Origin of the sequence: Streptomyces purpurogeneiscleroticus (genome assembly GCF_020024005.1) — a bacterium.
GTDB classification, from domain to species: domain Bacteria; phylum Actinomycetota; class Actinomycetes; order Streptomycetales; family Streptomycetaceae; genus Streptomyces; species Streptomyces purpurogeneiscleroticus.
On record NZ_NHSG01000364.1, the window covers coordinates 67,215 to 87,072 of the forward strand.

Here is a 19,858-nt window from a genome sequence, read left to right on the forward strand (position 1 = left end):
GGGGGCCGACGGCCGCCGGAGAGCACGGCCGGGGAAATCCGGTGGGAGCTCGGTGCGCTCCTGGAGCTCGGAATGCCCGGAGGTCTCGGCATGCCCGGGAATCTCGGGGCACTGCGGTCGCCCGGTTTACCGCAGCCGCCGGGCCCAACGGCTACAAGAAGCCGAGAGCCGTCAGGCCGCCTATGCCGCCGAGGAGGGTGAAGACCGGCATCAGGACCTTCAGCTCCACCCAGCTGCCGGCGCGGAAGCGCATGCCCTTCGGCGGACCGACCGGATACCAGCGCTTGCGGCCTATCGGGATGGGCCACAAGATCGGACAGCCCGAGACGGTCAGGGCATCGCCGATGTCGTGCACCAGCGCGCCCAGCACGATCGGCAGCCCCAGCCAGAGGTACCCCTGGCCCGGGTCCGTGAAGAGCCAGTGCGAGCCATTCCCCGGCTGGTCCAGGACTCCAGCGAGAATCCACGCCGAAGCCGCGCCGAGCAGCCACACCAGTACATCGCTGGAGACCCGCGCCGCTCGCCACAGCAGTCCTTCGATGGCGAGGACCATGTGTACGAAGAGGATGGCGAGCACCGCCCAGCGGCCGCCCTGCACGGCCAGGACCGACATGCCCGCGCCGACGAGCACCGCCCACAGCCAGGTGTGGGTCAAGGTGCGGTGACCACCGGAACGGCGTGCGTCGCCCTTCATCCGAGTGGCTTTGTAGACGGCGGCGGAGATGTTGTCGACGACCTCGCACAGGGCCCGGGACAGCGGGCCGAAGGCACGCGAGATCGTGGCCGCCTTGTGGTCCAGGTCGGGGGCGAGGGCCGCACCGGCACAGATCAGCGCGCCGACGACAACCACCGGCCAGGGCATCGGGTGCCCCGCGGCGCCGGCCGCCGCGCCCACCCCCAGCCAGGCCGCGGCCCCGGACAGCGAGTGCGCCGGTCCCATCATGGTTGTTCCCCACCCCTTGTCGTCTTTGTTCTCGCCCCGGTGACATGCGTTCGCGCGCCGGTGACGTGTGGTCGGCGACACAGCGTAGCGCCCGATGATCACCGCAGAACCCGCCGGTTCCCGCTTCCGGGGTGAAGGAAGGCAGTATGGGGGCGTGACCCTCATCGATCATCTGCCGAACGACGCCGACCCCGATGCCCTCTTCGAAGCCTTTTCGACCTGGGCCGAGCAGCAGGGCATCTCGCTCTACCCTGCCCAGGAAGAGGCAATGATCGAGGTGGTCTCGGGGGCGAACGTCATCCTGTCCACCCCCACCGGCTCCGGTAAGAGCCTGGTCGCGGCGGGCGCGCACTTCACCGCCCTGGCCAAGGACCAGGTCACCTTCTACACCGCCCCCATCAAGGCGCTGGTCTCCGAGAAGTTCTTCGACCTGTGCAAGCTCTTCGGCACCGAGAACGTCGGCATGCTCACCGGCGATGCCTCCGTCAACGCCGACGCACCCGTCATCTGCTGCACCGCCGAGGTGCTGGCCTCGATCGCGCTGCGGGACGGCAGGGACGCCGACGTCGGCCAGGTCGTGATGGACGAGTTCCATTTCTACGCCGAGCCGGACCGCGGCTGGGCCTGGCAGATTCCGCTGCTGGAGCTGCCGCAGGCCCAGTTCATCCTGATGTCGGCGACGCTCGGCGACGTCTCGATGTTCGAGAAGGACCTGACCCGGCGTACGGGCAACCCGACCTCGGTCGTCCGCTCCGCGACGCGCCCCGTGCCGCTGTCTTACGAGTACCGCACGACACCGATGACGGAGACGCTGACCGAGCTGCTGGAGACGCACCAGGCGCCGGTCTACATCGTGCACTTCACGCAGGCCGCGGCCGTGGAACGGGCGCAGGCGCTGATGAGCATCAACATGTGCACGCGGGCCGAGAAGGACGAGATCGCCAAGCTGATCGGCAATTTCCGCTTCACCACCAAGTTCGGGCAGAACCTTTCGCGGTACGTGCGGCACGGGATCGGCGTGCACCACGCCGGCATGCTGCCCAAGTACCGGCGTCTGGTGGAGAAGCTGGCCCAGGCGGGTCTGCTGAAGGTGATCTGCGGGACGGACACGCTCGGCGTCGGCGTGAATGTCCCGATCCGTACAGTCTTGTTCACCGCGCTGACCAAGTACGACGGGAGCCGGGTGCGTACTCTGCGGGCCCGGGAGTTCCACCAGATCGCCGGGCGGGCCGGACGGGCCGGCTTCGACACCGCGGGCTTCGTCGTCGCGCAGGCGCCTGAGCACGTCATCGAGAACGAGAAGGCGCTCGCGAAGGCGGGCGACGACCCGAAGAAGCGCCGGAAGGTCGTCCGGAAGAAGGCGCCCGAGGGCTTCGTCAACTGGGGTCAGAACACCTTCGAAAAGCTGATCGCCTCCGAGCCGGAGCCGCTGACCTCCCGTTTCCGCGTCACCCACGCGATGCTGCTCTCCGTGATCGCCCGGCCCGGCAACGCCTTCGAGGCCATGCGCCGCCTGCTGGAGGACAATCACGAGTCGCGCAAGAACCAGCTGCGGCACATCCGGCGGGCCATCGCCATCTACCGCTCGCTGCTGGACGGCGGGATCGTGGAGCGCCTGGACGAGCCGGACGCCGAGGGCCGGATCGTCCGGCTCACCGTGGACCTGCAGCAGGACTTCGCGCTCAACCAGCCGCTGTCCACGTTCGCACTGGCCGCCTTCGACCTGCTCGACCCCGAGTCGCCCTCCTACGCGCTCGACATGGTCTCGGTCGTGGAGTCCACCCTGGACGACCCGCGGCAGATCCTGGCCGCGCAGCTGAACAAGGCCAAGGGCGAGGCGGTCGCCCAGATGAAGGCCGACGGCGTCGAATACGAGGACCGCATGGAGCGCCTCATGGACGTCGAGTACCCCAAGCCGCTGGACGAGCTGCTCTCCCACGCCTACGACCTCTACCGGCGCAGTCATCCCTGGGTCGGCGACCACCCGCTGTCGCCCAAGTCGGTCATCCGCGACATGTACGAGCGGGCCATGACCTTCACGGAGTTCGTCTCGTTCTACGAGCTTGCCCGGACCGAGGGCATCGTGCTGCGCTACCTCGCGAGCGCGTACAAGGCCCTGGACCACACCGTGCCCGACGACCTGAAGTCCGAGGACTTCGAGGACATCATCGCGTGGCTCGGCGAGATGGTCCGCCAGGTCGACTCCAGCCTCCTGGACGAGTGGGAACAGCTCGCCAACCCCGAGGCGGAGACGGCCGAGGAGGCCATGGAGCACGCGGACGAGGTCAAGCCGGTCACGACCAACGTCCGCGCCTTCCGGGTGCTCGTCCGCAACGCGATGTTCCGCCGGGTCGAGCTCGCGGCGCTGGACAAGGTCGAGGAGCTGGGCGAGCTGGACGCCGACTCCGGGTGGGACGAGGACGCCTGGGCGGACGCGATGGACGCCTACTGGGACGAGTACGAAGACCTGGGCACCGGCCCCGACGCGCGCGGCCCCAAGCTCCTGCAGATCGAGGAGGACCCCGCGCACGGACTGTGGCGGGTCCGGCAGACGTTCGCCGACCCGAAGGGCGACCACGACTGGGGCATCTCCGCCGAGGTGGATCTCGCCGCCTCGGACGAGGAGGGGCGTGCGGTCGTGCGCGTCACCTCGGTGGGCCAGCTCTGAGCATGGAAGCCTGCTCGGTACCGACTGTGGGCGCCCGTCCGGTTCCGGCCGTGGGCGCCTGCTCAGGTCCCACCGTGGGTCTCGTGCCGGCCGAGCGCCTCTGCCCCGACTCATCTCCGACACTGATGAAGGACGCCCGTAGATGACCAATCCGGCGGAAAAGCTGGTCGACCTGCTCGATCTGGAACAGATCGAGGTGAACATCTTCCGCGGCCGCAGCCCCCAGGAATCTCTGCAGCGGGTCTTCGGCGGCCAGGTCGCCGGGCAGGCGCTGGTGGCCGCCGGACGGACCACGGAAGGCGACCGGCCGGTCCACTCGCTGCACGCGTACTTCCTGCGGCCGGGGCGGCCCGGGGTGCCGATCGTGTACCAGGTCGAGCGGGTGCGTGACGGGCGTTCCTTCACCACGCGCCGGGTCGTGGCCGTCCAGCAGGGGCGCACGATCTTCAACTTGACCGCCTCCTTTCACAAGCCCGAACCGGGCTTCGAGCATCAACTTCCGATCAACCGGGCCGTACCGGCTCCCGAGGACCTGCCGACGGTCGCCGAGGAGGTCCGCGAGCACCTCGGCGGACTGCCCGAGGCGCTGGAACGGATGGCCCGGCGCCAGCCCTTCGACATCCGCTATGTCGACCGCCTGCGGTGGAAGCCGGAGGAGATCGAGGGGGCGGAGCCGCGCAGTGCCGTGTGGATGCGGGCGGTCGGGCCGCTGGGGGACGACCCTCTCGTCCATACCTGCGCGCTGACGTACGCCAGCGACATGACGCTGCTGGATGCCGTGCGCATCCCGGTCGAGCCCCTGTGGGGTCCGCGCGGGTTCGACATGGCGTCTCTGGATCATGCGATGTGGTTCCACCGGCCGTTCCGCGCGGACGAGTGGTTCCTCTACGACCAGGAGTCGCCGATCGCCACCGGCGGCCGGGGCCTGGCCCGTGGCCGTATCTACGACCGCGAGGGCAGGCTGCTCGTCTCGGTCGTCCAGGAAGGGCTCTTCCGCAAGCTCGGCGACTGAGGGCGAGAGCGGCCGGCGAAACCGCGGCCGCGACCGGGCGGGGGCGCGCCGGGCCGATCGGTCGACGGCCGGGCCGGGGACGGTCCGGCCGCCTCACCGGTCCTTGCAGCCCGTCGCCGGGCGAACAACGAGCCCGGCCTGTCGGTGCCGGACCGAGGCGGAACGCCGCCGGTAGCCGCTGTCCTCGGCCGAGTGCGGGAGGGGGTCGGGGTGCCTGTCCGTGCGCGGATGAGGCGAGCGCGGCGTGCGGCTGCCTCGGGGGCGAGTGCGCCACCGGGGCCGTGGGGCACTGTCATCTCCCTGCTTGGTACCCCGTTGGGGCTGTCGGGCGCGGTTTCCTCGTGGGGCGGCGCTACATCGGGGCCGCGGGGCGTGGCTTTCTCGTCGCTCGGTACTCCACCGGAACCGTTGGCACCGGCGAGCTTGTGGACCGGCGCTTCGGCGGGGCCGGCGGGAGATGACGCGTTGCCGCGATCGGTCGCTCCCGCGCGGCTCGCAGTCCCAGGGCTCGCCGTGGAAGGGGCGGCGCCGGGGTGGGACAGGGGCGGTGCCGGGTGTTCCTGGCGGGCCGCGTCCAGTTGCCGGGAGAGGCTGATGCGGTACCACATCACCTCATCGAACTCCTCGGCCGTCTCGGCGCGTTCGACCGCCTCACGGGTACGGGTCGTGTTCGCCCCGGCCGACGACAGGCGTGGCCTCAGCTTGCGCAGCCAGGCTCGCTCCGCCGGGTCCCTGACCAGCGATGCCAGCTCTTCCGGCGGCAGTACGGCGGCGATTACCGCCGAGACCGCCCAGGAGCCGTCCGCCTCCTCCACGAGCTGTGCCACCCGCCGACTCCGCCACAGCCTGCCCCGCCAGTCCTGTCCGCGGGTCAGCAGCTCGCGCATCGGCGGCGGTGTGGGCCCGTGGATGAGGCTGCATTCTCTGCCCGCGAAAGCCTCGAGCTCTGTTGCGAGGTACTGCCACACGATCGCGCCGTAGCGGTTCACATAAAAGCGGACAGGGCCGAAGCAGCCCGCCCGGGCCAGACGCAGGAACCTGCCGGGAGCGATGCCCAGCAGCTCGGCACCCTCCGCCGCGCCGACGACGCGGATCCGCTCACGCAACGTGTCCGGGAATCCCTCTTCCTCCCGCAGCCGCTCGACCTCCGCCGCCGGCACCCGCCGTCGGCCGGGCGCGGCGCCCGGCCCCGGCAGGACCGTCATCACTTCCTCGAGCTGCGTGGCGAGCTCGAACTCGCCTGTTTTCAGTCCTAGTTCACGAGCCGCCCGCCCCATCGCGAGCGTCTCGGAACCGTCGTACATCGCGGTCATGTCGCACTCCCCCGCTACAGTTCAATCACTGACAGTCACGACTGTAGCCGCGGAGTGTGACAGCGGGTCAACCGCCGCCTCAGACCTGTGGATAACTTTCCGGCTGACGCACCGCGACGCCGAGATGTTCCCCGACCCGGTTCACCAACAACGTCATTTCGTACGCGATCTGCCCCAGATCGGAGTCGGCCTCGGCCAGCACACACAGACAACTGCCGTCGCCCGCCGCCGTCACGAACAGCACCCCGTCATCGAACTCGACCATGGTCTGCCGCACCCGGCCCGCCCGGAACTGCTGCCCGGATCCCTTGGCCAGACTGTGCAGTCCGGAGGCGACCGCGGCCAGGTGCTCGGCGTCCTCCCGTACCAGCCCCTCGCTCGCCCCGGTGACCAGACCGTCGTTGGAGAGCACGAGGGCGTGCCGTACCTGATCGACGCGCCGTGTCAGGTCGTCCAGCAGCCAGTCCAGTCCGCTGCTCAGTGCCATTCCCGCTTCCTCCCCGTAACACCGTGCTACCTACCGGTCGGCAGTGCCATGTGTCGCGCACCGCTGTGCCAGCCTCGCTCACCTCGGCGTTCTCGGCAAGCGCCCCGGCTCGACAGGCGCCGGCCATGGCGGGGACCGTGGACTGACTCCTGGCCCGGTCGCGGGCCTCGGAGCCTAAGGGCGGCTCACGGTGTCCAGGAGGCGGGCCGTGTGCATGCGCCCTGCGTGCTCGACCAGCCGGATCAGTACTTCCTTCCCGGAGTCCCGGTCGCGCGCATCGCACAGCAGCACCGGCGTACCGCCGTCCAGGTCCAGTGCCCGCGACACGTCGTCCGCGCCGTAGGAGCGCGTTCCGGGGAAGCAGTTGACGGCCACGAGGAACGGCACCCGGCGGTTCTCGAAGTAGTCCACCGCAGGGAAACAGTCCGCCAGTCTGCGGGTGTCCGCGAGGACGACGGCTCCCAGGGCGCCTTCGGAGAGGTCGTCCCACAGGAACCAGAAGCGCTCCTGCCCGGGGGTTCCGAAGAGGTACAGCGACAGGCCCGATCTTATGGTGATTCTGCCGAAGTCCATCGCCACCGTGGTGGTGCTCTTGCCGACCACACCGCGGATGTCGTCGACGCCCTCCCCCACCTCGGTGAGGTACTCCTCCGTGCGCAGCGGGCGGATTTCGCTCACCGAGCCGACCAGTGTCGTCTTGCCGACTCCGAAGCCACCCGCTATCAGGATCTTGAGGGCCATCTCGGGCTCGTCCTGCACCGTTCCGGGGTGCACGGAATCCGCGGAAACCATCGGTACTGTCCTCCAGAATGCGGTGTGCGCACTCGGGGCGAGCGCGCAAGTGAGGGACGGACGCGTTCAGGGGTGCCGGGGCCCGGTCACGCCGGTGCCGGACGGGGTGACCGGAGCGGTCCGGTGGGCCGATGTGCGGTGCCCGGCGGTTACGGTCAGGACCGTAATCCCTCTCGCGTCATCACGCGGGGCGATTCGGTGAACTGGATCACCGCTGCGGCGGACGGCTGCGGCCGCGGTGCACGCTGTCCCGTGGCATCACGCGTCGCTCATGTGGTGAAGCGCGGCGGTGTACGCAGGTGTTCGCCCACGCGCCGGACGAGCCGGGCCATCTCGTAGGCGATCATCCCGATGTCGGCCACCGCGGTACTGAGCACCGCCAGGCACGAACCGTCTCCGGCCGCGGCGACGAACAGGACGCCGTTGTCCATCTCCACCACCGTCTGACGCACCCTTCCCGAGGAGAAGTGGCGCCCTGTGCCCTTGGCCAGGCCGTGGAAGCCGGAGGCCACGGCCGCCAGGTGGTCGGCGTCCTCCCGAGGGAGCGAGCCCGAGGTCCCGGTCACCAGGCCGTCGCCGGAGAGCAGCACGGCATGCCGGACTTCCGGCACCCGGGCGGCCAGGTCGTCCAGCAGCCAGTCGAGGCCGCTCCGGGGACGCGGTGGTGTGCCGCTCGCTCGTTCCTCGTGCATCAGGGTTCTCCCATCGTGGAGCCGCGGATCCAGCCGTGGCGGTAGGCAGTCATACGGGTGCGTGCCTGTTCCGGGACGAGCGGGGGCTCCGCCTCGGGTGGCGTGTCCGCCCCGGTAGGGGGCGGCTGGCGCAGCTGAACGGCGAGGCTGCGCTGCCGTATGCGGCGCGGAAGCCCGTCCGTGCCGTCGGACGGGGCCGCGCCATCGGACACGGCCGTCATGGCTGCGTCTGCCGGTGGCTCCACTGCGCGTCCGGTCCGGCGTTCGAGGTGCGCGCGTACCCGCTCCAGGGGCGCGTCCTGGGGCGGGCCGGTCGGGGCGCTCCGTACAGGGGGCGTGGCCTCGTGTACCAGGGTGTTCGGCAGGAGTACCACCGCCGTCGTGCCTCCGTACGGCGAGGCGCGCAGGACGACGCGTACGCCGTGTCGGGCAGCCAGCCGGCTGACCACGATGAGCCCCAGCCGGTCGCCGTCGAACGGGTCGAGCGAGGCGGCCTCCTCGATGCGCCGGTTCGCCTCGTCCCGTGCCGCCTCGTCCATGCCCAGGCCACGGTCCTCGATCTCCAGCACGTGCCCGGTGCCGACCTGTTCGCCCTGCACCCGCACCTTGGTGTGCGGCGGTGAGAACTGTGCGGCGTTCTCGATGAGCTCGGCCAGTAGGTGGGTCAGCTCCGCGACCGCACCACCCGGGATCGCGCCCGTGGGGAGGCGCCGCACCTCGATGCGCGCATAGTCCTCGATCTCCGACACCGCCGCGCGCACCACGTCCGTGAGCGGCACCGGCGACCGCCAGGCGCGTCCGGGAGCGGCGCCCGAGAGGATGAGCAGGCTCTCGGCATGACGCCGCATACGGGTGGTGAGGTGGTCGAGCCGGAAGAGGTCGCCGAGTTCGGCCGGGTCCTGGGAGCGGCGTTCCATGCTGTCCAGGAGGGCGAGCTGGCGGTGGAGGAGGACCTGGCTGCGGCGGGCGAGGTTCACACAGACACCACTGATGCCGTCGGCCGGTCCGGCCCGTTCCACAGTCGCGTCCAGCGCTGCCCGGTGCACGCCGTCCAGAGCAGCGCGGACCTGTGTGATCTCGTCAGCGGCGAGCGGCGTCCCGGGAGCGGTGGGGGTATTGGCCTGTCGGCCGGCACGCGCCGCACGCAGCGCTTCGGGGAGTTCGCGCCGGGCGATGCCGAGCGCATCGTCACGCAGAGCGGTGAGTTCCCTGGCCAGTCCGCGGCCGATCCGTACGGCGACGACCGAGGAGAGCACGAGGGCGACGAACCCGATGCCGACAGCCGCCGCAGTGGACGGCGAGACCCCGTACACGACCGGGCCGGGGCGGCGTACGGCGTCGGCGGCAATCTCCTTCTCGATGCCGTGCAGTTCGCGCCGCAGATCCTCGTACGAGGTGCGCCAGCGGGCACCGGGCGCCGCCTGCGCCGCGTCGCGGCCGGGGGCGGCGGCGCTCACCGCGTTCTCCATGGCGCGGACGTTCGCGTGCGCGCGACCGGTGGCCGGCGTGCGCCAGGTCGCGTCCACGGGTGCCGGCAGGTCCTCGGTGGCGATGCGCTCCATGAGGCGCCGCGCCGCGACGATACTGGAGAACGACCGCTGCCGGTCCTTGTCGAGCGTTCCGGTGAGGTCGGCGGCCGTGAGAACGGCGTCCTCCTGGGCGAGCAGTTCACGGGCGCGCCCCAGTTCCCCCACAAGCCGCGTTCCCTCCGTAGGGCCGCTCAGCGCTCCGCTGAAGGTGAAGGCCGAGGCGATCGCCGCCGTGTAGGGGCCATACGCCTGCTGCCAGGTGAGGGAGCGCTCCGTCGTCAGCCGGCGCTGCTCCGGGAGCGCGTCGAGTGCGGTGGTGAGGTCCGTCAGGCGGTCGGCCGTGCGGGCCGGAAGCTGCCCGGTCTCGGCCACTGTGCGCCGCCCGTCCTGCCGCAACCGGGTGGCGGCCTGCTCCGTCTCCCTGCTGCGCGCTTCGAGGGCCTCCTTGCGCGCCCGAGTGGGGTCCGCCAAGTACCCGACGGTGGCCCGGCGTTCCTCCTGGAGAGCCCGCACCACCTCGTACACGGGTGCACGGACCTCGTCCTCGATGCGCTGCGCCTGCCGCGCTGCCACAGCGTCCTGTACGGCGGTGACGGTCGCCGAGCCCCAGAGGACGAGCAGTGCCACGACGGGGACCGCGAGCAGGCAGGCGATGCGGGCGCACACCGTACGGGGGCGGAGGATGCGGCTACCCCGTTCGGCGTGCGCTCCACGGCCCCGTGGGCCCGACGAATCCGGGCTCTCGGGGCCGGGAGGATGGTCCAGGTGTCCCATGGCCACGGGACGCTAGCCGCGTCGGAGCCGCTCATCGGACGTTCAGTCCGGAAGTGCTGGCATTTGGCGGCGCGGTGCCGACGCCCGACCGGCCAGCGCCCGAACCTGCGCGCCCTGCGGATGTTCCGGTCGTTGCGGGATCAGAACCGTACGGGTCCCGGCCGATGGGGGATCATGCGTCACCATGAACGAATTCAGCGATAGCACCCCTGCCGACGGCGCCGGCCCCCGCGACCGGCTCGGCCACCAGCCGCACCACGTGCGCGAGTTCTTCGGGCAGCGGGCACGGCACTGGGACAGCCGCTTCCCCGACGACGGGCCGGCGTACGCGGCAGGGGTCGCGGAGCTGGGCCTGCGGGAGGGCGATCGCGTACTGGACGCCGGATGCGGCACCGGACGGGCGTTGCCCGCGCTGCGTGCCGCCGTGGGGCCTTCCGGGACGGTGTTCGGGGCCGACCTCACGCCGGAGATGCTGGAGGAGGCTGTACGGGCCGGGCGGGGCGCCGAGGCGGCCCTGCTGCTCGCGGACGTCTCCGCGCTGCCGGTGCGGGACGGCGCCCTGGACGCGGTCTTCGCGGCCGGGCTGATCTCCCACCTCGCCGATCCGCCGCACGACCTCGCCGAACTGGCCAGGGTCGTACGGCCCAGAGGGCGGCTGGCGCTCTTCCACCCGATCGGCCGGACCGCCCTCGCCGCCCGTAAGGGGCGACCGCTCACCCCGGACGACCTACGGGCGGAGCCGAATCTCCGGCCGATGCTGGCACGCAGCGGCTGGGACCTCGTCCAGTACGTGGACGAGGACGCGCGCTACCTGGCACTGGCCGTGCGCCGAGGGTGACCTCGCGTCAGCGGTGGCCCGGTTCCGCAGCGGCGTGCGGCACCGGGCAGCCGACGGTGCCCTGCCGGCCCTTGGGGAAGGTGCCGAGGTCGGCGATACGGTAACCGTTCGGGTAACCCTTGATCTCCGGGTTCTGCCGAGCGTAGTGCGGGGTACGACGCGGCGGCATCAGACGGACGGCCTTGGCACGCAGGCGCAGTGTGCCCCGTACGGCGGCCTGTACTGCCGGGCGTGGCCGGTCGTAGCGGAACGCGTCCAGCAGTGCGTCGTCCAGGAGGGCCGTGCTCGCGGCGCGCACTACGGGGGCCAGCGGCCCGTACCACCCGGCCATCAGGTCGAGCGAGGCATCCGAGACACGTCTGCCGCCCTCGTCCCAGCCGAAGTGCTCATGTTCGTAGTCGTCCATGTAGCGTTCGAATTCCTGGTAGGTCCGGGGCGGATCGGTGATGCCCATGTGCTTGCCGAGCGTTCTGTAGTACGCCGCCATCGCACTCTTCTCGTGCTCGCTCAGCCGCCGCCAGCCGTACTGGTCGATCCAGCGCTTCGGTACGACCACGAACGTGCACAGCACATAGCGCATGTCGTCGTTGCTGATGTCGTAGCTGCGGTGCATCTGATTCATGCGCCGGATGGCCGTGCGGCCGCCCTCGGTCTCGAAGCCGTGCTCGACGACCGAGTCCAGAAGGAGCGCGGTGTCGTCGTAGCGCTTTTGCGTACGCTCCGTAAGCTCCGCGGTCTCCGCGAGCAGACGGCCGATGCTGGGCACCGCATACGTGCGGTAAAGGGCGAGTTCAAGCGCTCTGGTGATGTCCCATGGGAACTCATGCGTCACCGTGATGCGGAAGATCCGCAGGAAGTCGCGCTCAGGATCCAGCCGCTGAATCTCCTTGAGGAAGTCGTAACGCCTCACGAGAACACCGTCCCTTTCGTCGCCGAAGGTCCAACACTACGGGGAGAGGGGAGACTTGAAAGACTCCACACGCTTCTCTACTGGCATGGGGGAATGATGACCGACCTCCTTCGCAGATTCCGGATCCGTCTCGCCCATGGCCTGTTCGGACCGAGGCCGCCGCGTCCGGAGCGGGAGCCGGCCAGGAAGGGCGCGCACAACCTCTTCGAGGCTGCGGCCACCCATGTGGCGGCGTGCGCCGAAGGGGACGAGGACCGCAGCGCCGAGGCCGCGGACTGGGTGTCCCCGGAAGCGCTCGCCTTCGGCATCAACGAACTGGCGTGCCGGGCACTGATCGCGCTGTCGCGGGAGCGCCGCCAGTCGCCGCAGGAAGTGGCCAGAGACCTGCTGAGCCTGCCGGCTGCCTGAGCCGCGCACGATTACCGCGAGCGGGCACACGAGTCGTGACAATCGCCTGTCCGGCCAATTAAGGTGCGCCGACGACGTGATCTGTGCGGTCGGCACCTGCCCGGGCCGCGAACGAGTGGGAGGCCCAGTGTCCGCGACGGAGGGCGCCGTCGGCGACGGCAGCGACATCGGCGATGACGACCAGCTGTTCGTACTGACCGCGGTGCTGCTGACGCCCGGACAGTTCCCGAGCGTGCTCGGTGACGACTATCCCGAAGTCTGCGCCAAGCTGCGCCTGGAGCCCTACGAGGAGGGCTACGGACTGGTGCTCGGCCAGGACGGTCGGGGCGCGCGCTGGACCGTCGCGACCGAGGACGTCTCGCTGGTCGCCTGTGCGATAGCGGCCTGGGACTGCGGTATGGAGTACGACCTCTCTCCCGACGAGAACAGCATCGTCGCGGCGCTGCCGGGCTGGCCACTCTCACTCGCGGTGGCGGCGCCCGGGGTACCGGCGCCGCACGACCCGGCGCCCGAGGAGGGCGATCCGGAGCCGCTGACGCCTCCGGACGCGCTGGAGTGGGGGCCGGCCCAACGGCGCCTCGGAGCGGACGAGATCGCCCTGCAGTGGGCGGCGTGGCGCGAGCAGGTCGAGGGCGAGGTCACGTTCGTCGATCCCGGCACCAAGCCGCACGCGGGGGTGCAGCGGGTGCTGGACGAGGCGCGTGAGTACGTGCGGCAGCCTCCTCCGCCGGGGCGGGTGCGTTCGTCCTTCGCCGCCGGTGAGGCGCGGACCCTGCGCGTGGACGGGCCGGGCTGGAGCATGGTCGCCCGGACCGACGACATCGCCTTCGTCCTGCTCGACGACGAGCCGGGCGAGGTCCTTCCCGTGGGCCGCGGCCCGGAGCTGCCCGGACTGCTGGAGTCGCTGGACGCGATGGCGGCCCGCCCGGCCTGAGGCAGCACACCGCACACGGCGGCACCACGGCCGTGCCGCGGCCGCAGTGGCACTGCGCACGGGTCACCCGGGCGCCGGCCGCACCGTCGGGGCGCCCGGAATGCTCAGCGGCCCAGCTCCTTGCGGGTGACGCGGCGCAGCCGCCGCCGTTGCGAGGGGTCCAGCGTCAGATACGCGATCGCGGGCACCCCGATCATGACCAGCAGCGCCGCCCAGAACGGCAGCAGCCACAGCAGGATCACGCCTGCCGCCACGCCGCCGACGGCGACCTTCGCACGTGTGGACATCCTTCACGCCCTTTCCGCGGCGGATGCCGCGTTCGCTGTCTTCCATTGAACGCCGGATCGGCCCCGGAGGTTCCACGCAGACGCGGATCGTGCTGTACCCTCGGCCGCTCCGAAGGCAAGTAGTCAAACTTGAGGAGTCGTCGGCACGTGCCAGCACTTCCTGCGCTCACCCTCGACCGGCTCTCCGGCCTCTCCCGGTGCGCCGCCGTGTACGTGCCAGGTGATCCGCCGCGCAAGGGACGGATCGCCTTCTGGCGGCCCGACGGCGAGCCGCTGCCCGGCGGTCAGCCACTGCCTGAGGGCGAGCCTCTGCCCAACGGCTTGGACGCGGGCGACGTGTCCGACGGGAGGCTGACCGTCGCCCTGCCCACCGATGAAGGCCAGGTGATCACCCAGGAGGTGCCCGCGCTCTTCTTGCCGGTTGCCGCCGCGCTCCCCGTACTGACCCGAGCACGCGCCTCCCGTGCCGCGCACCCCGCCGCGGCCTTCTGGGGCGCCGCTTCGGTGATCGCGCTGTACCTCGTGGCGCGGGGCAGGCTGCTGCCCGGGCTGAGCGCCGACGAGCACGACGCCTGGCGCTGCGGCCCGCTCGGACCGGAGGACAACGCCCGCATACGGGAGCTGGCAACCGCCATGCCTCCGTATGCGCACGCCACGCCGCTCCCGGGGACCGACCCGGTTCGGCTGCCCGCACAGGAGCGGCTGCTGCGCTCGTTCCTGAACGCCGTGGCCGACGGGCTGCCGCGCTCCCCCGCCGCCGTGACAGCCCTCGGCAGCCCCGCCTACGCGGCGGAGACGCCGCAGCACATCCCCGAGCAGCGGGCCTGGGCGGCCGACGTGGCGGCGGGACACGACGCCGGCGTGCGCCTGTCCCTCCGTATCGAGGTCACCGGGCTGGACGGCCACGAAGGCGCCTTCGGCTCCGACAGCGGACCCGCCCCAGCACGCTTCTCCGCCGTACTCCAGTTGCACAGCCTCACCGACCCGGCGCTGGTCGCCGATGTCTCCGACGTGTGGGCGGGCGACTCGCCGGCGGGGCGTGCCTTCGGGGCGCGCGCCCGCACGGACACGCTGCTGACGCTGCGGCGGGCGGCCGCCGCCTGGGCACCGCTGGAGCCGCTGCTCTCCGCCGCCGTGCCGGACGCTCTCGAGCTCGCCGAGGAGGAGATCGGCGACCTGCTGGGACCCGGCGCGCGGGCGCTCGCGGCCGCCGGTGTACAGGTCCACTGGCCCAAGCAGCTCGCCCGCAGCCTCACCACGCGTGCCGTCGTGGGCCCACCGGAGGCGGCTCCTTCAGAGGCGGCGCCGGACCGTACGGAGTCCGCTCTGCCGTCACTGCTGTCCGTCGATGCGCTGCTGTCGTTCAGCTGGCGGTTCGCCATCGGGGAGCAAGAGCTGAGCCGGGCGGAGCTGGACCGGCTGGCGGAGGCCGGGCGGCCACTGGTGCGGCTGCGCGACCAGTGGGTGCTCGTCGCCCCCGAAGCGCTGCGTACCGCACACGAGCGCCGGGACCGGAAGGTCACGCCCATGGATGCGCTCGGGGCAGCACTCACGGGGGCGGTCGAGAGCGACCGCGGCGAGCATGTGGAGGTACAGGCATCCGGCCCGCTGCGGCAGTTGCGCGACCGGCTCGCCGACCCGGAGCATCCGGTGGACGACGCGCCTGCCCAGCCGCCCGCTCTCGCCGCGACGTTGCGCGACTATCAGTTGCGGGGCCTCGGCTGGCTGCACCGTATGACGTCGCTCGGCCTCGGGTGCTGTCTGGCAGACGACATGGGGCTGGGCAAGACGATCACGTTGATCGCGCTCCATCTGCACCGCCAGTCCGCGCCGGAGACCGCGGGCCCGACTCTCGTGGTCTGCCCGACCTCGCTGATGGGCAACTGGCAGCGGGAGATCGAGAAGTTTGCGCCGGGCATCCCTGTGCGCCGGTTCCACGCGGAGCGGCGCAGCCTCGCGGATCTGTCCGCCGGCGAGGTCGTGCTGACGACCTACGGGACGATGCGGGTGGACGCCGAGAAGCTGGCCGGCGTCGGCTGGGGAATGGTCGTGGCCGACGAGGCCCAGCACGTGAAGAATCCGTTCTCCGCGACCGCCCGGCAGCTGCGGACGCTGCCGGCCGGTGCCCGGGTGGCGCTGACCGGCACCCCGGTCGAGAACAATCTCTCCGAGCTGTGGGCGATCCTCGACTGGACCACGCCGGGGCTCCTGGGCCCCCTCGGCCGCTTCCGCACGCGCTACGCGCAGGCCGTCGAGGGCGGCGCCGACCCCGCCGCAGCGGAGCGGCTGGCGCGGCTCGTGCGGCCGTTCCTGCTCCGCCGCCGCAAGTCGGACCCGGGCATCGCACCCGAACTGCCGCCCAAGACGGAGACCGACCGCGCGGTGGCCCTCACCGGGGAGCAGGCCGCACTGTACGAGGCGGTGGTGCGCGAGGGGCTCGCCGACATCGCCGGCACGGACGGCTTCGCCCGCCGCGGCCTCGTGGTCAAACTGCTGACCTCGCTCAAGCAGATCTGCAACCACCCTGCGCAGTACCTCAAGGAGGACGGTGTCGAGGAGGGGCGCGGGCGGCGCTTCGCGGAGCGGTCGGGGAAGGTGGAACTCCTGGACGAGCTGCTGGACACGTTGCTCTCCGAAGGGGCCGGCGTGCTCGTCTTCACCCAGTACGTGCGGATGGCGCGGCTACTGGAAGCGCACTTGGCGGCGCGCGGCGTGCCGAGCCAACTGCTGCACGGCGGTACACCCGTCGCGCGCCGGGAGGAACTGGTACGCCGCTTCCAGGACGGCCACGTGCCGGTCTTCCTGCTGTCTCTGAAGGCGGCGGGCACCGGGCTGAACCTCACCCGCGCCTCGCACGTCGTGCACTTCGACAGGTGGTGGAACCCGGCTGTCGAGGCGCAGGCCACCGACCGCGCGTACCGCATCGGGCAGACCCAGCCGGTGCAGGTGCACCGCATGATCACCGAGGGCACGGTGGAGGACCGGATCGCCGACATGCTCGCCCGCAAGCAGCGGCTGGCGGACGCCGTACTGGGCTCGGGCGAGGCCGCGCTCACCGAGCTGACCGACGCGGAGCTGGCGGACCTGGTGGAGCTTCGAGGGGGCGAACGATGAGTGTTTTCCACGGCGCCGAGGGCGCGTACGACGACGAGACCGACGGCACGTACGGCGACAAGCACACAGGGCGGTCCGAGCGGACCTTCGCCGCGCTGCCGCCCGCCCGTGGGGGCGGCTTCGCGCGCGCATGGTGGGGGCAGGCGTGGCTGAAAGCGCTGGAGGACACGGCGCTGGACAACGCGCAGCTGAAGCTGGGGCGCCGGCACGCCCGTGCGGGGGCGGTGGGCGCGGTGTCCGTGAGGCCGGGACGAATCACCGCCGTCGTCCAGGACCGCGACCGCACCGCGCACCGTTCGGACGTGCTGCTCCAGGAGCTGGACGCGGCGGACTGGGACCGGTTCCTGGACATGGTCGCCGACCGGGCGGGGCACATCGCCGCGCTGTTGGACCGTGACATGCCGCCTCAGCTCGTCGAGGACGCGGCGGCGGCCGGCGTCGAACTGCTCCCCGGAATCGGCGATCTGGAGCCGTCCTGCGGCTGCGAGGCATGGGACCACTGTGCCCATACGGCCGCGCTCTGCTATCAGATGGCGCGGCTGCTGGACCAGGATCCGTTCGTGCTGCTCCTGTTGCGCGGACGCGGTGAGGAGGAGCTACTGGGCGAGCTCCAGGCGCGCAGTGCGGCGCGTGCACAGGCGTACGCGCCGGATGAGGACAACGAGGGCACTGCTACGCCAGGTGGTGCGCCGGACGCCGATACCGGTGTGCCGGCGGCCGAGGCATTCGCGGCCCAGGAGGACTTGCCGCCGCTGCCGCCGCCTCCGCCCCCGGTGAGCGAGGCGGGTACCGCGCCCGCGCTGGGCGGCGGCACCCCGCCTGCGCCCGGAGTCGACTTACCGGCCCTGGAGTTCCTCATCGGGGACACCGCGGAGCGGGCCAGGAGGCTGCTCACCGAGGCGCTGTCCACCTGGCACGCGGACACCCCGCCGGCGCGCGGGCCGACGCTCGCTGAAGACCACGTACGGCTCGCGGCCGCCGGCCCGCCCGCGCCGGTCGCCGAACGGCTCGCGGCGGCCTCAGGGCGGGACGCCAGGGGCCTGGCGGCGGCCGTACGGGCGTGGCGGCAGGGCGGCCCGGCCGGACTCGCGGTACTGGAGGAGGAGTGGACCCCGGACGCCGAGGCTCTGGCCCATGCCACCACGGGGTTGGCCGCCGCCTGGGCGGACGAGGCGGACCGGCCCCGGTTCCGGGTCACCCGCAACCGGTGGACGGTCGTCGGCGGCGACGCGCAGCTGCGGCTGGGGCGGGACGGCCGCTGGTGGCCGTACCGGAAGGAGCAGGGCCGCTGGCTGCCTTCGGGGCCGCCGGACGAGGACCCGGCGGCGGTGCTCGCATCCCTCGTGGCGGAGGAAGGGACGTACACGGGGTAGGCAATACGCGGGCCCGGAGGGGGAGCCTCTCGGTGCACACAGGCTCCGAGGGGCGCGACTCCTCAAGGCCCGCCCCCTGCCCGAAAATGCGTCGACATCGCCCACATCGGTCGTCATGATCGGACCATGGCGAATCCGAGCCCGGGCTCCTCCGGCAGTCCCCTAAGCGAACGGGCCGAGCGCGCCGTCCCCATTGCGGTCAGAGCGGCGCGACGGCTGGGCCTGCGGGCGGACGAACCACGGGTCCTGCACGACGCCTTCAACATCCTGGTGCATCTCGCGCCGGACCCGGTGGTCGTCCGCGTACCGTCGCTCACCCTGATGTCCGCCGAGGAGCAGGCGGTCAAGCAGCGGCGCGAGCTGGACGTGGTGGGCTGGCTGGCCGACGCGGGAGCGCCGGTCGTACGGCCCAGCCCACTGGTACCGCGGGAGCCCGTCGTGTGCGACGGGCGGTCGCTGGTCTTCTGGGAGTTCGTCGACGAGAAGGATCCGTTGCGCGAGGCCGTCACGGCCGGTCCGGAGGCGCTGGAGGACCGCTTCGTCGAGCAGACGGGCTGGACGGCGCAGCTGCACGACTTCCTGGCGCGGTATCCGGGCGAGCTGCCCGCACTGTCCCCCGTGGTGCCCACCGTCGAGCCGCTGCTGGCCGCGCTGCGGAAGGAGCCGCAGGGGCTGACGACCGCCGAGCTGGACCGGGCGGAGCAGGAGTACACGGTCCTCGAAGCGCTCGCGGCCGACCTCCCCGGTCACTTTCCCGGGGCCCACATACAGACGCTGCACGGGGACGGACCTTCCTACAACCTCCTGCGGACCGCGGACGGGTATCTCTTCAGCGACTTCGAGGACGTCACCCGTGGCCCCGTGGAGTGGGACCTGGCCATGGTGGCGCCGCGGGCGACAGCGGAGTACGAGCGCGCGAGCGGCCGCCTCGTGGACCGCTCGCTGCTGGACGTCATGGAGCAAGCGCGGCTCCTGCAGGTGGTGGGGGCGCTGGCGGTCGTGCCCTCGATGCCGGAACTGGGTCCGATGCTGGCCCCCATGGTCGATCAGTGGCGTGAACGCCCTCCGCTCGGCCCTGACCTCCTCACCCGGTAACGGGAAAAACTGCCCCTTCCGGTGTTCCGCCGCCCGCCGCACCAGCATGTCGTGCAGGTCGCGGGCGGCCCTCGGGACGGCACCGACGCTGTTCCGTCGGTATGGCTGCTTCCATTCGCCCGGTGGGCCGGGAGCGATTCCCGTATACCTGAACACCGATACCGATCTGCCGTTGCATATTGACGGAGTGGTACTTCAAAGGGGAACCTGGCACCACCTCAAGGACACCGAATCGACCGATGCGGCGTCTTGACGGTAAACTCACCGGCAGTGCCGCTGGGAATACCTGGAGGGCCCGACCGGAGGCCGTTCACGGCCTGTTCCGGAAGAAATGTTGCAGGGAGGTGACGTGTTGATGAAGCCGCGACCGAGTCTGCCCCAGCGCTTGACGGAGCGCCTGACGGAGCGGCGCCACGTCGACCTCGTCCGGGTCTCCAGCGCCCTGTGTCGCCCCTCGGCCTGAGCGCCGCCTTCTCGATCCACGGACATTCACCGGTCCGGTAATTCCGCGTATGCGCGCCGCGCTTCCCCTCAAGTTTCACGCCTGTTCGCGCACCCCGCGGAACCTTTTTCCACGGCTTTCCGTGGATTATTGGCACATTCCTCTGCCGGTGATTCCTCCTGCCCTGAAGGGCCTTTTCTCCGCACCCCGAAACCTCGACTCCCCCTGCCCTTTTTCAGCGATCCGG

At 71.3% G+C, this 19,858-nt stretch carries 17 protein-coding genes; 9 read left to right on the forward strand and 8 right to left on the reverse strand.

Annotation, left to right across the window (positions count from 1 at the left end; all coding sequences use genetic code 11):
• Positions 1–151 precede the first annotated feature (151 nt).
• Complete coding sequence (locus CCS38_RS25600) at positions 152–943, reverse strand: metal-dependent hydrolase (RefSeq protein ID WP_223735669.1); 792 nt, start codon at positions 941–943, stop codon at positions 152–154.
• A 154-nt stretch (positions 944–1,097) separates the two neighbouring features.
• Between CCS38_RS25600 and CCS38_RS25605 the strand changes: the two genes are divergently transcribed.
• On the forward strand, positions 1,098–3,611 hold the full coding sequence (locus CCS38_RS25605) for a DEAD/DEAH box helicase (RefSeq protein ID WP_223735670.1): 2,514 nt from the start codon (positions 1,098–1,100) through the stop codon (positions 3,609–3,611).
• A 142-nt stretch (positions 3,612–3,753) separates the two neighbouring features.
• Positions 3,754–4,623: an acyl-CoA thioesterase gene (locus tag CCS38_RS25610; protein ID WP_223735671.1), complete on the forward strand. Its 870-nt coding sequence runs from the start codon at positions 3,754–3,756 to the stop codon at positions 4,621–4,623.
• On the opposite strand, the gene CCS38_RS25615 is transcribed toward CCS38_RS25610, so the two are convergent.
• The 5 genes from CCS38_RS25615 to CCS38_RS25635 form a co-directional block, all read right to left on the reverse strand.
• Positions 4,554–5,936, reverse strand: coding sequence for a DUF6397 family protein (locus tag CCS38_RS25615; protein ID WP_223735672.1), 1,383 nt, complete (start codon positions 5,934–5,936; stop codon positions 4,554–4,556). The two genes, CCS38_RS25610 and CCS38_RS25615, sit on opposite strands and share 70 nt — an antisense overlap.
• A gap of 79 nt (positions 5,937–6,015) precedes the next feature.
• Entirely contained in the window at positions 6,016–6,423 is a 408-nt protein-coding gene (locus CCS38_RS25620; RefSeq protein ID WP_031054099.1) for a roadblock/LC7 domain-containing protein, read from the reverse strand.
• 174 nt (positions 6,424–6,597) lie between these two features.
• Positions 6,598–7,215 carry a GTP-binding protein gene (locus tag CCS38_RS25625; protein ID WP_223735673.1) on the reverse strand — a complete coding sequence of 206 codons (618 nt, stop codon included), beginning with the start codon at positions 7,213–7,215 and terminating at the stop codon, positions 6,598–6,600.
• A gap of 269 nt (positions 7,216–7,484) precedes the next feature.
• Positions 7,485–7,907 (reverse strand): roadblock/LC7 domain-containing protein, encoded by a 423-nt coding sequence (locus tag CCS38_RS25630; protein ID WP_223735674.1) that lies wholly within the window; start codon positions 7,905–7,907, stop codon positions 7,485–7,487.
• On the reverse strand, positions 7,907–10,102 hold the full coding sequence (locus CCS38_RS25635; protein ID WP_223735675.1) for a sensor histidine kinase: 2,196 nt from the start codon (positions 10,100–10,102) through the stop codon (positions 7,907–7,909). Before CCS38_RS25635 ends, CCS38_RS25630 begins: the two co-directional genes overlap by 1 nt.
• 292 nt (positions 10,103–10,394) lie before the next feature.
• On the opposite strand from CCS38_RS25635, the gene CCS38_RS25640 reads away from it, so the two are divergent.
• Positions 10,395–11,048 carry a class I SAM-dependent methyltransferase gene (locus tag CCS38_RS25640; protein WP_223735676.1) on the forward strand — a complete coding sequence of 218 codons (654 nt, stop codon included), beginning with the start codon at positions 10,395–10,397 and terminating at the stop codon, positions 11,046–11,048.
• A 7-nt stretch (positions 11,049–11,055) separates the two neighbouring features.
• Here the strand turns inward: CCS38_RS25640 and CCS38_RS25645 are convergent, their stop codons facing one another.
• Complete coding sequence (locus CCS38_RS25645; RefSeq protein ID WP_223735677.1) at positions 11,056–11,958, reverse strand: oxygenase MpaB family protein; 903 nt, start codon at positions 11,956–11,958, stop codon at positions 11,056–11,058.
• Positions 11,959–12,054: 96 nt separating this feature from the next.
• Between CCS38_RS25645 and CCS38_RS25650 the strand changes: the two genes are divergently transcribed.
• On the forward strand, positions 12,055–12,366 hold the full coding sequence (locus CCS38_RS25650) for a hypothetical protein (protein WP_223735678.1): 312 nt from the start codon (positions 12,055–12,057) through the stop codon (positions 12,364–12,366).
• Positions 12,367–12,493: 127 nt separating this feature from the next.
• The gene (locus CCS38_RS25655; protein WP_223735679.1) at positions 12,494–13,300 is read left to right on the forward strand and encodes a hypothetical protein; all 807 of its coding nucleotides are present in this window, start codon (positions 12,494–12,496) and stop codon (positions 13,298–13,300) included.
• Between the two features lie 104 nt (positions 13,301–13,404).
• On the opposite strand, the gene CCS38_RS25660 is transcribed toward CCS38_RS25655, so the two are convergent.
• Positions 13,405–13,587: a tail-anchor membrane protein gene (locus CCS38_RS25660; protein ID WP_030612121.1), complete on the reverse strand. Its 183-nt coding sequence runs from the start codon at positions 13,585–13,587 to the stop codon at positions 13,405–13,407.
• Between the two features lie 147 nt (positions 13,588–13,734).
• Between CCS38_RS25660 and CCS38_RS25665 the strand changes: the two genes are divergently transcribed.
• The 4 genes from CCS38_RS25665 (at position 13,735) to CCS38_RS35765 (ending at position 19,632) form a co-directional block, all read left to right on the forward strand.
• A complete protein-coding gene (locus CCS38_RS25665; protein ID WP_223735680.1) occupies positions 13,735–16,701 on the forward strand; it encodes an SCO1167/SCO6262 family helicase in 2,967 nt (988 codons plus the stop codon).
• Positions 16,698–18,074: an SWIM zinc finger family protein gene (locus CCS38_RS25670; protein ID WP_223735681.1), complete on the forward strand. Its 1,377-nt coding sequence runs from the start codon at positions 16,698–16,700 to the stop codon at positions 18,072–18,074. The genes CCS38_RS25665 and CCS38_RS25670 overlap by 4 nt, the downstream gene beginning before the upstream one ends.
• A gap of 126 nt (positions 18,075–18,200) precedes the next feature.
• A complete protein-coding gene (locus CCS38_RS25675; RefSeq protein WP_223735682.1) occupies positions 18,201–19,169 on the forward strand; it encodes an aminoglycoside phosphotransferase family protein in 969 nt (322 codons plus the stop codon).
• Positions 19,170–19,524: 355 nt separating this feature from the next.
• A complete protein-coding gene (locus CCS38_RS35765) occupies positions 19,525–19,632 on the forward strand; it encodes a putative leader peptide (RefSeq protein ID WP_372457147.1) in 108 nt (35 codons plus the stop codon).
• Positions 19,633–19,858: the final 226 nt, after the last annotated feature.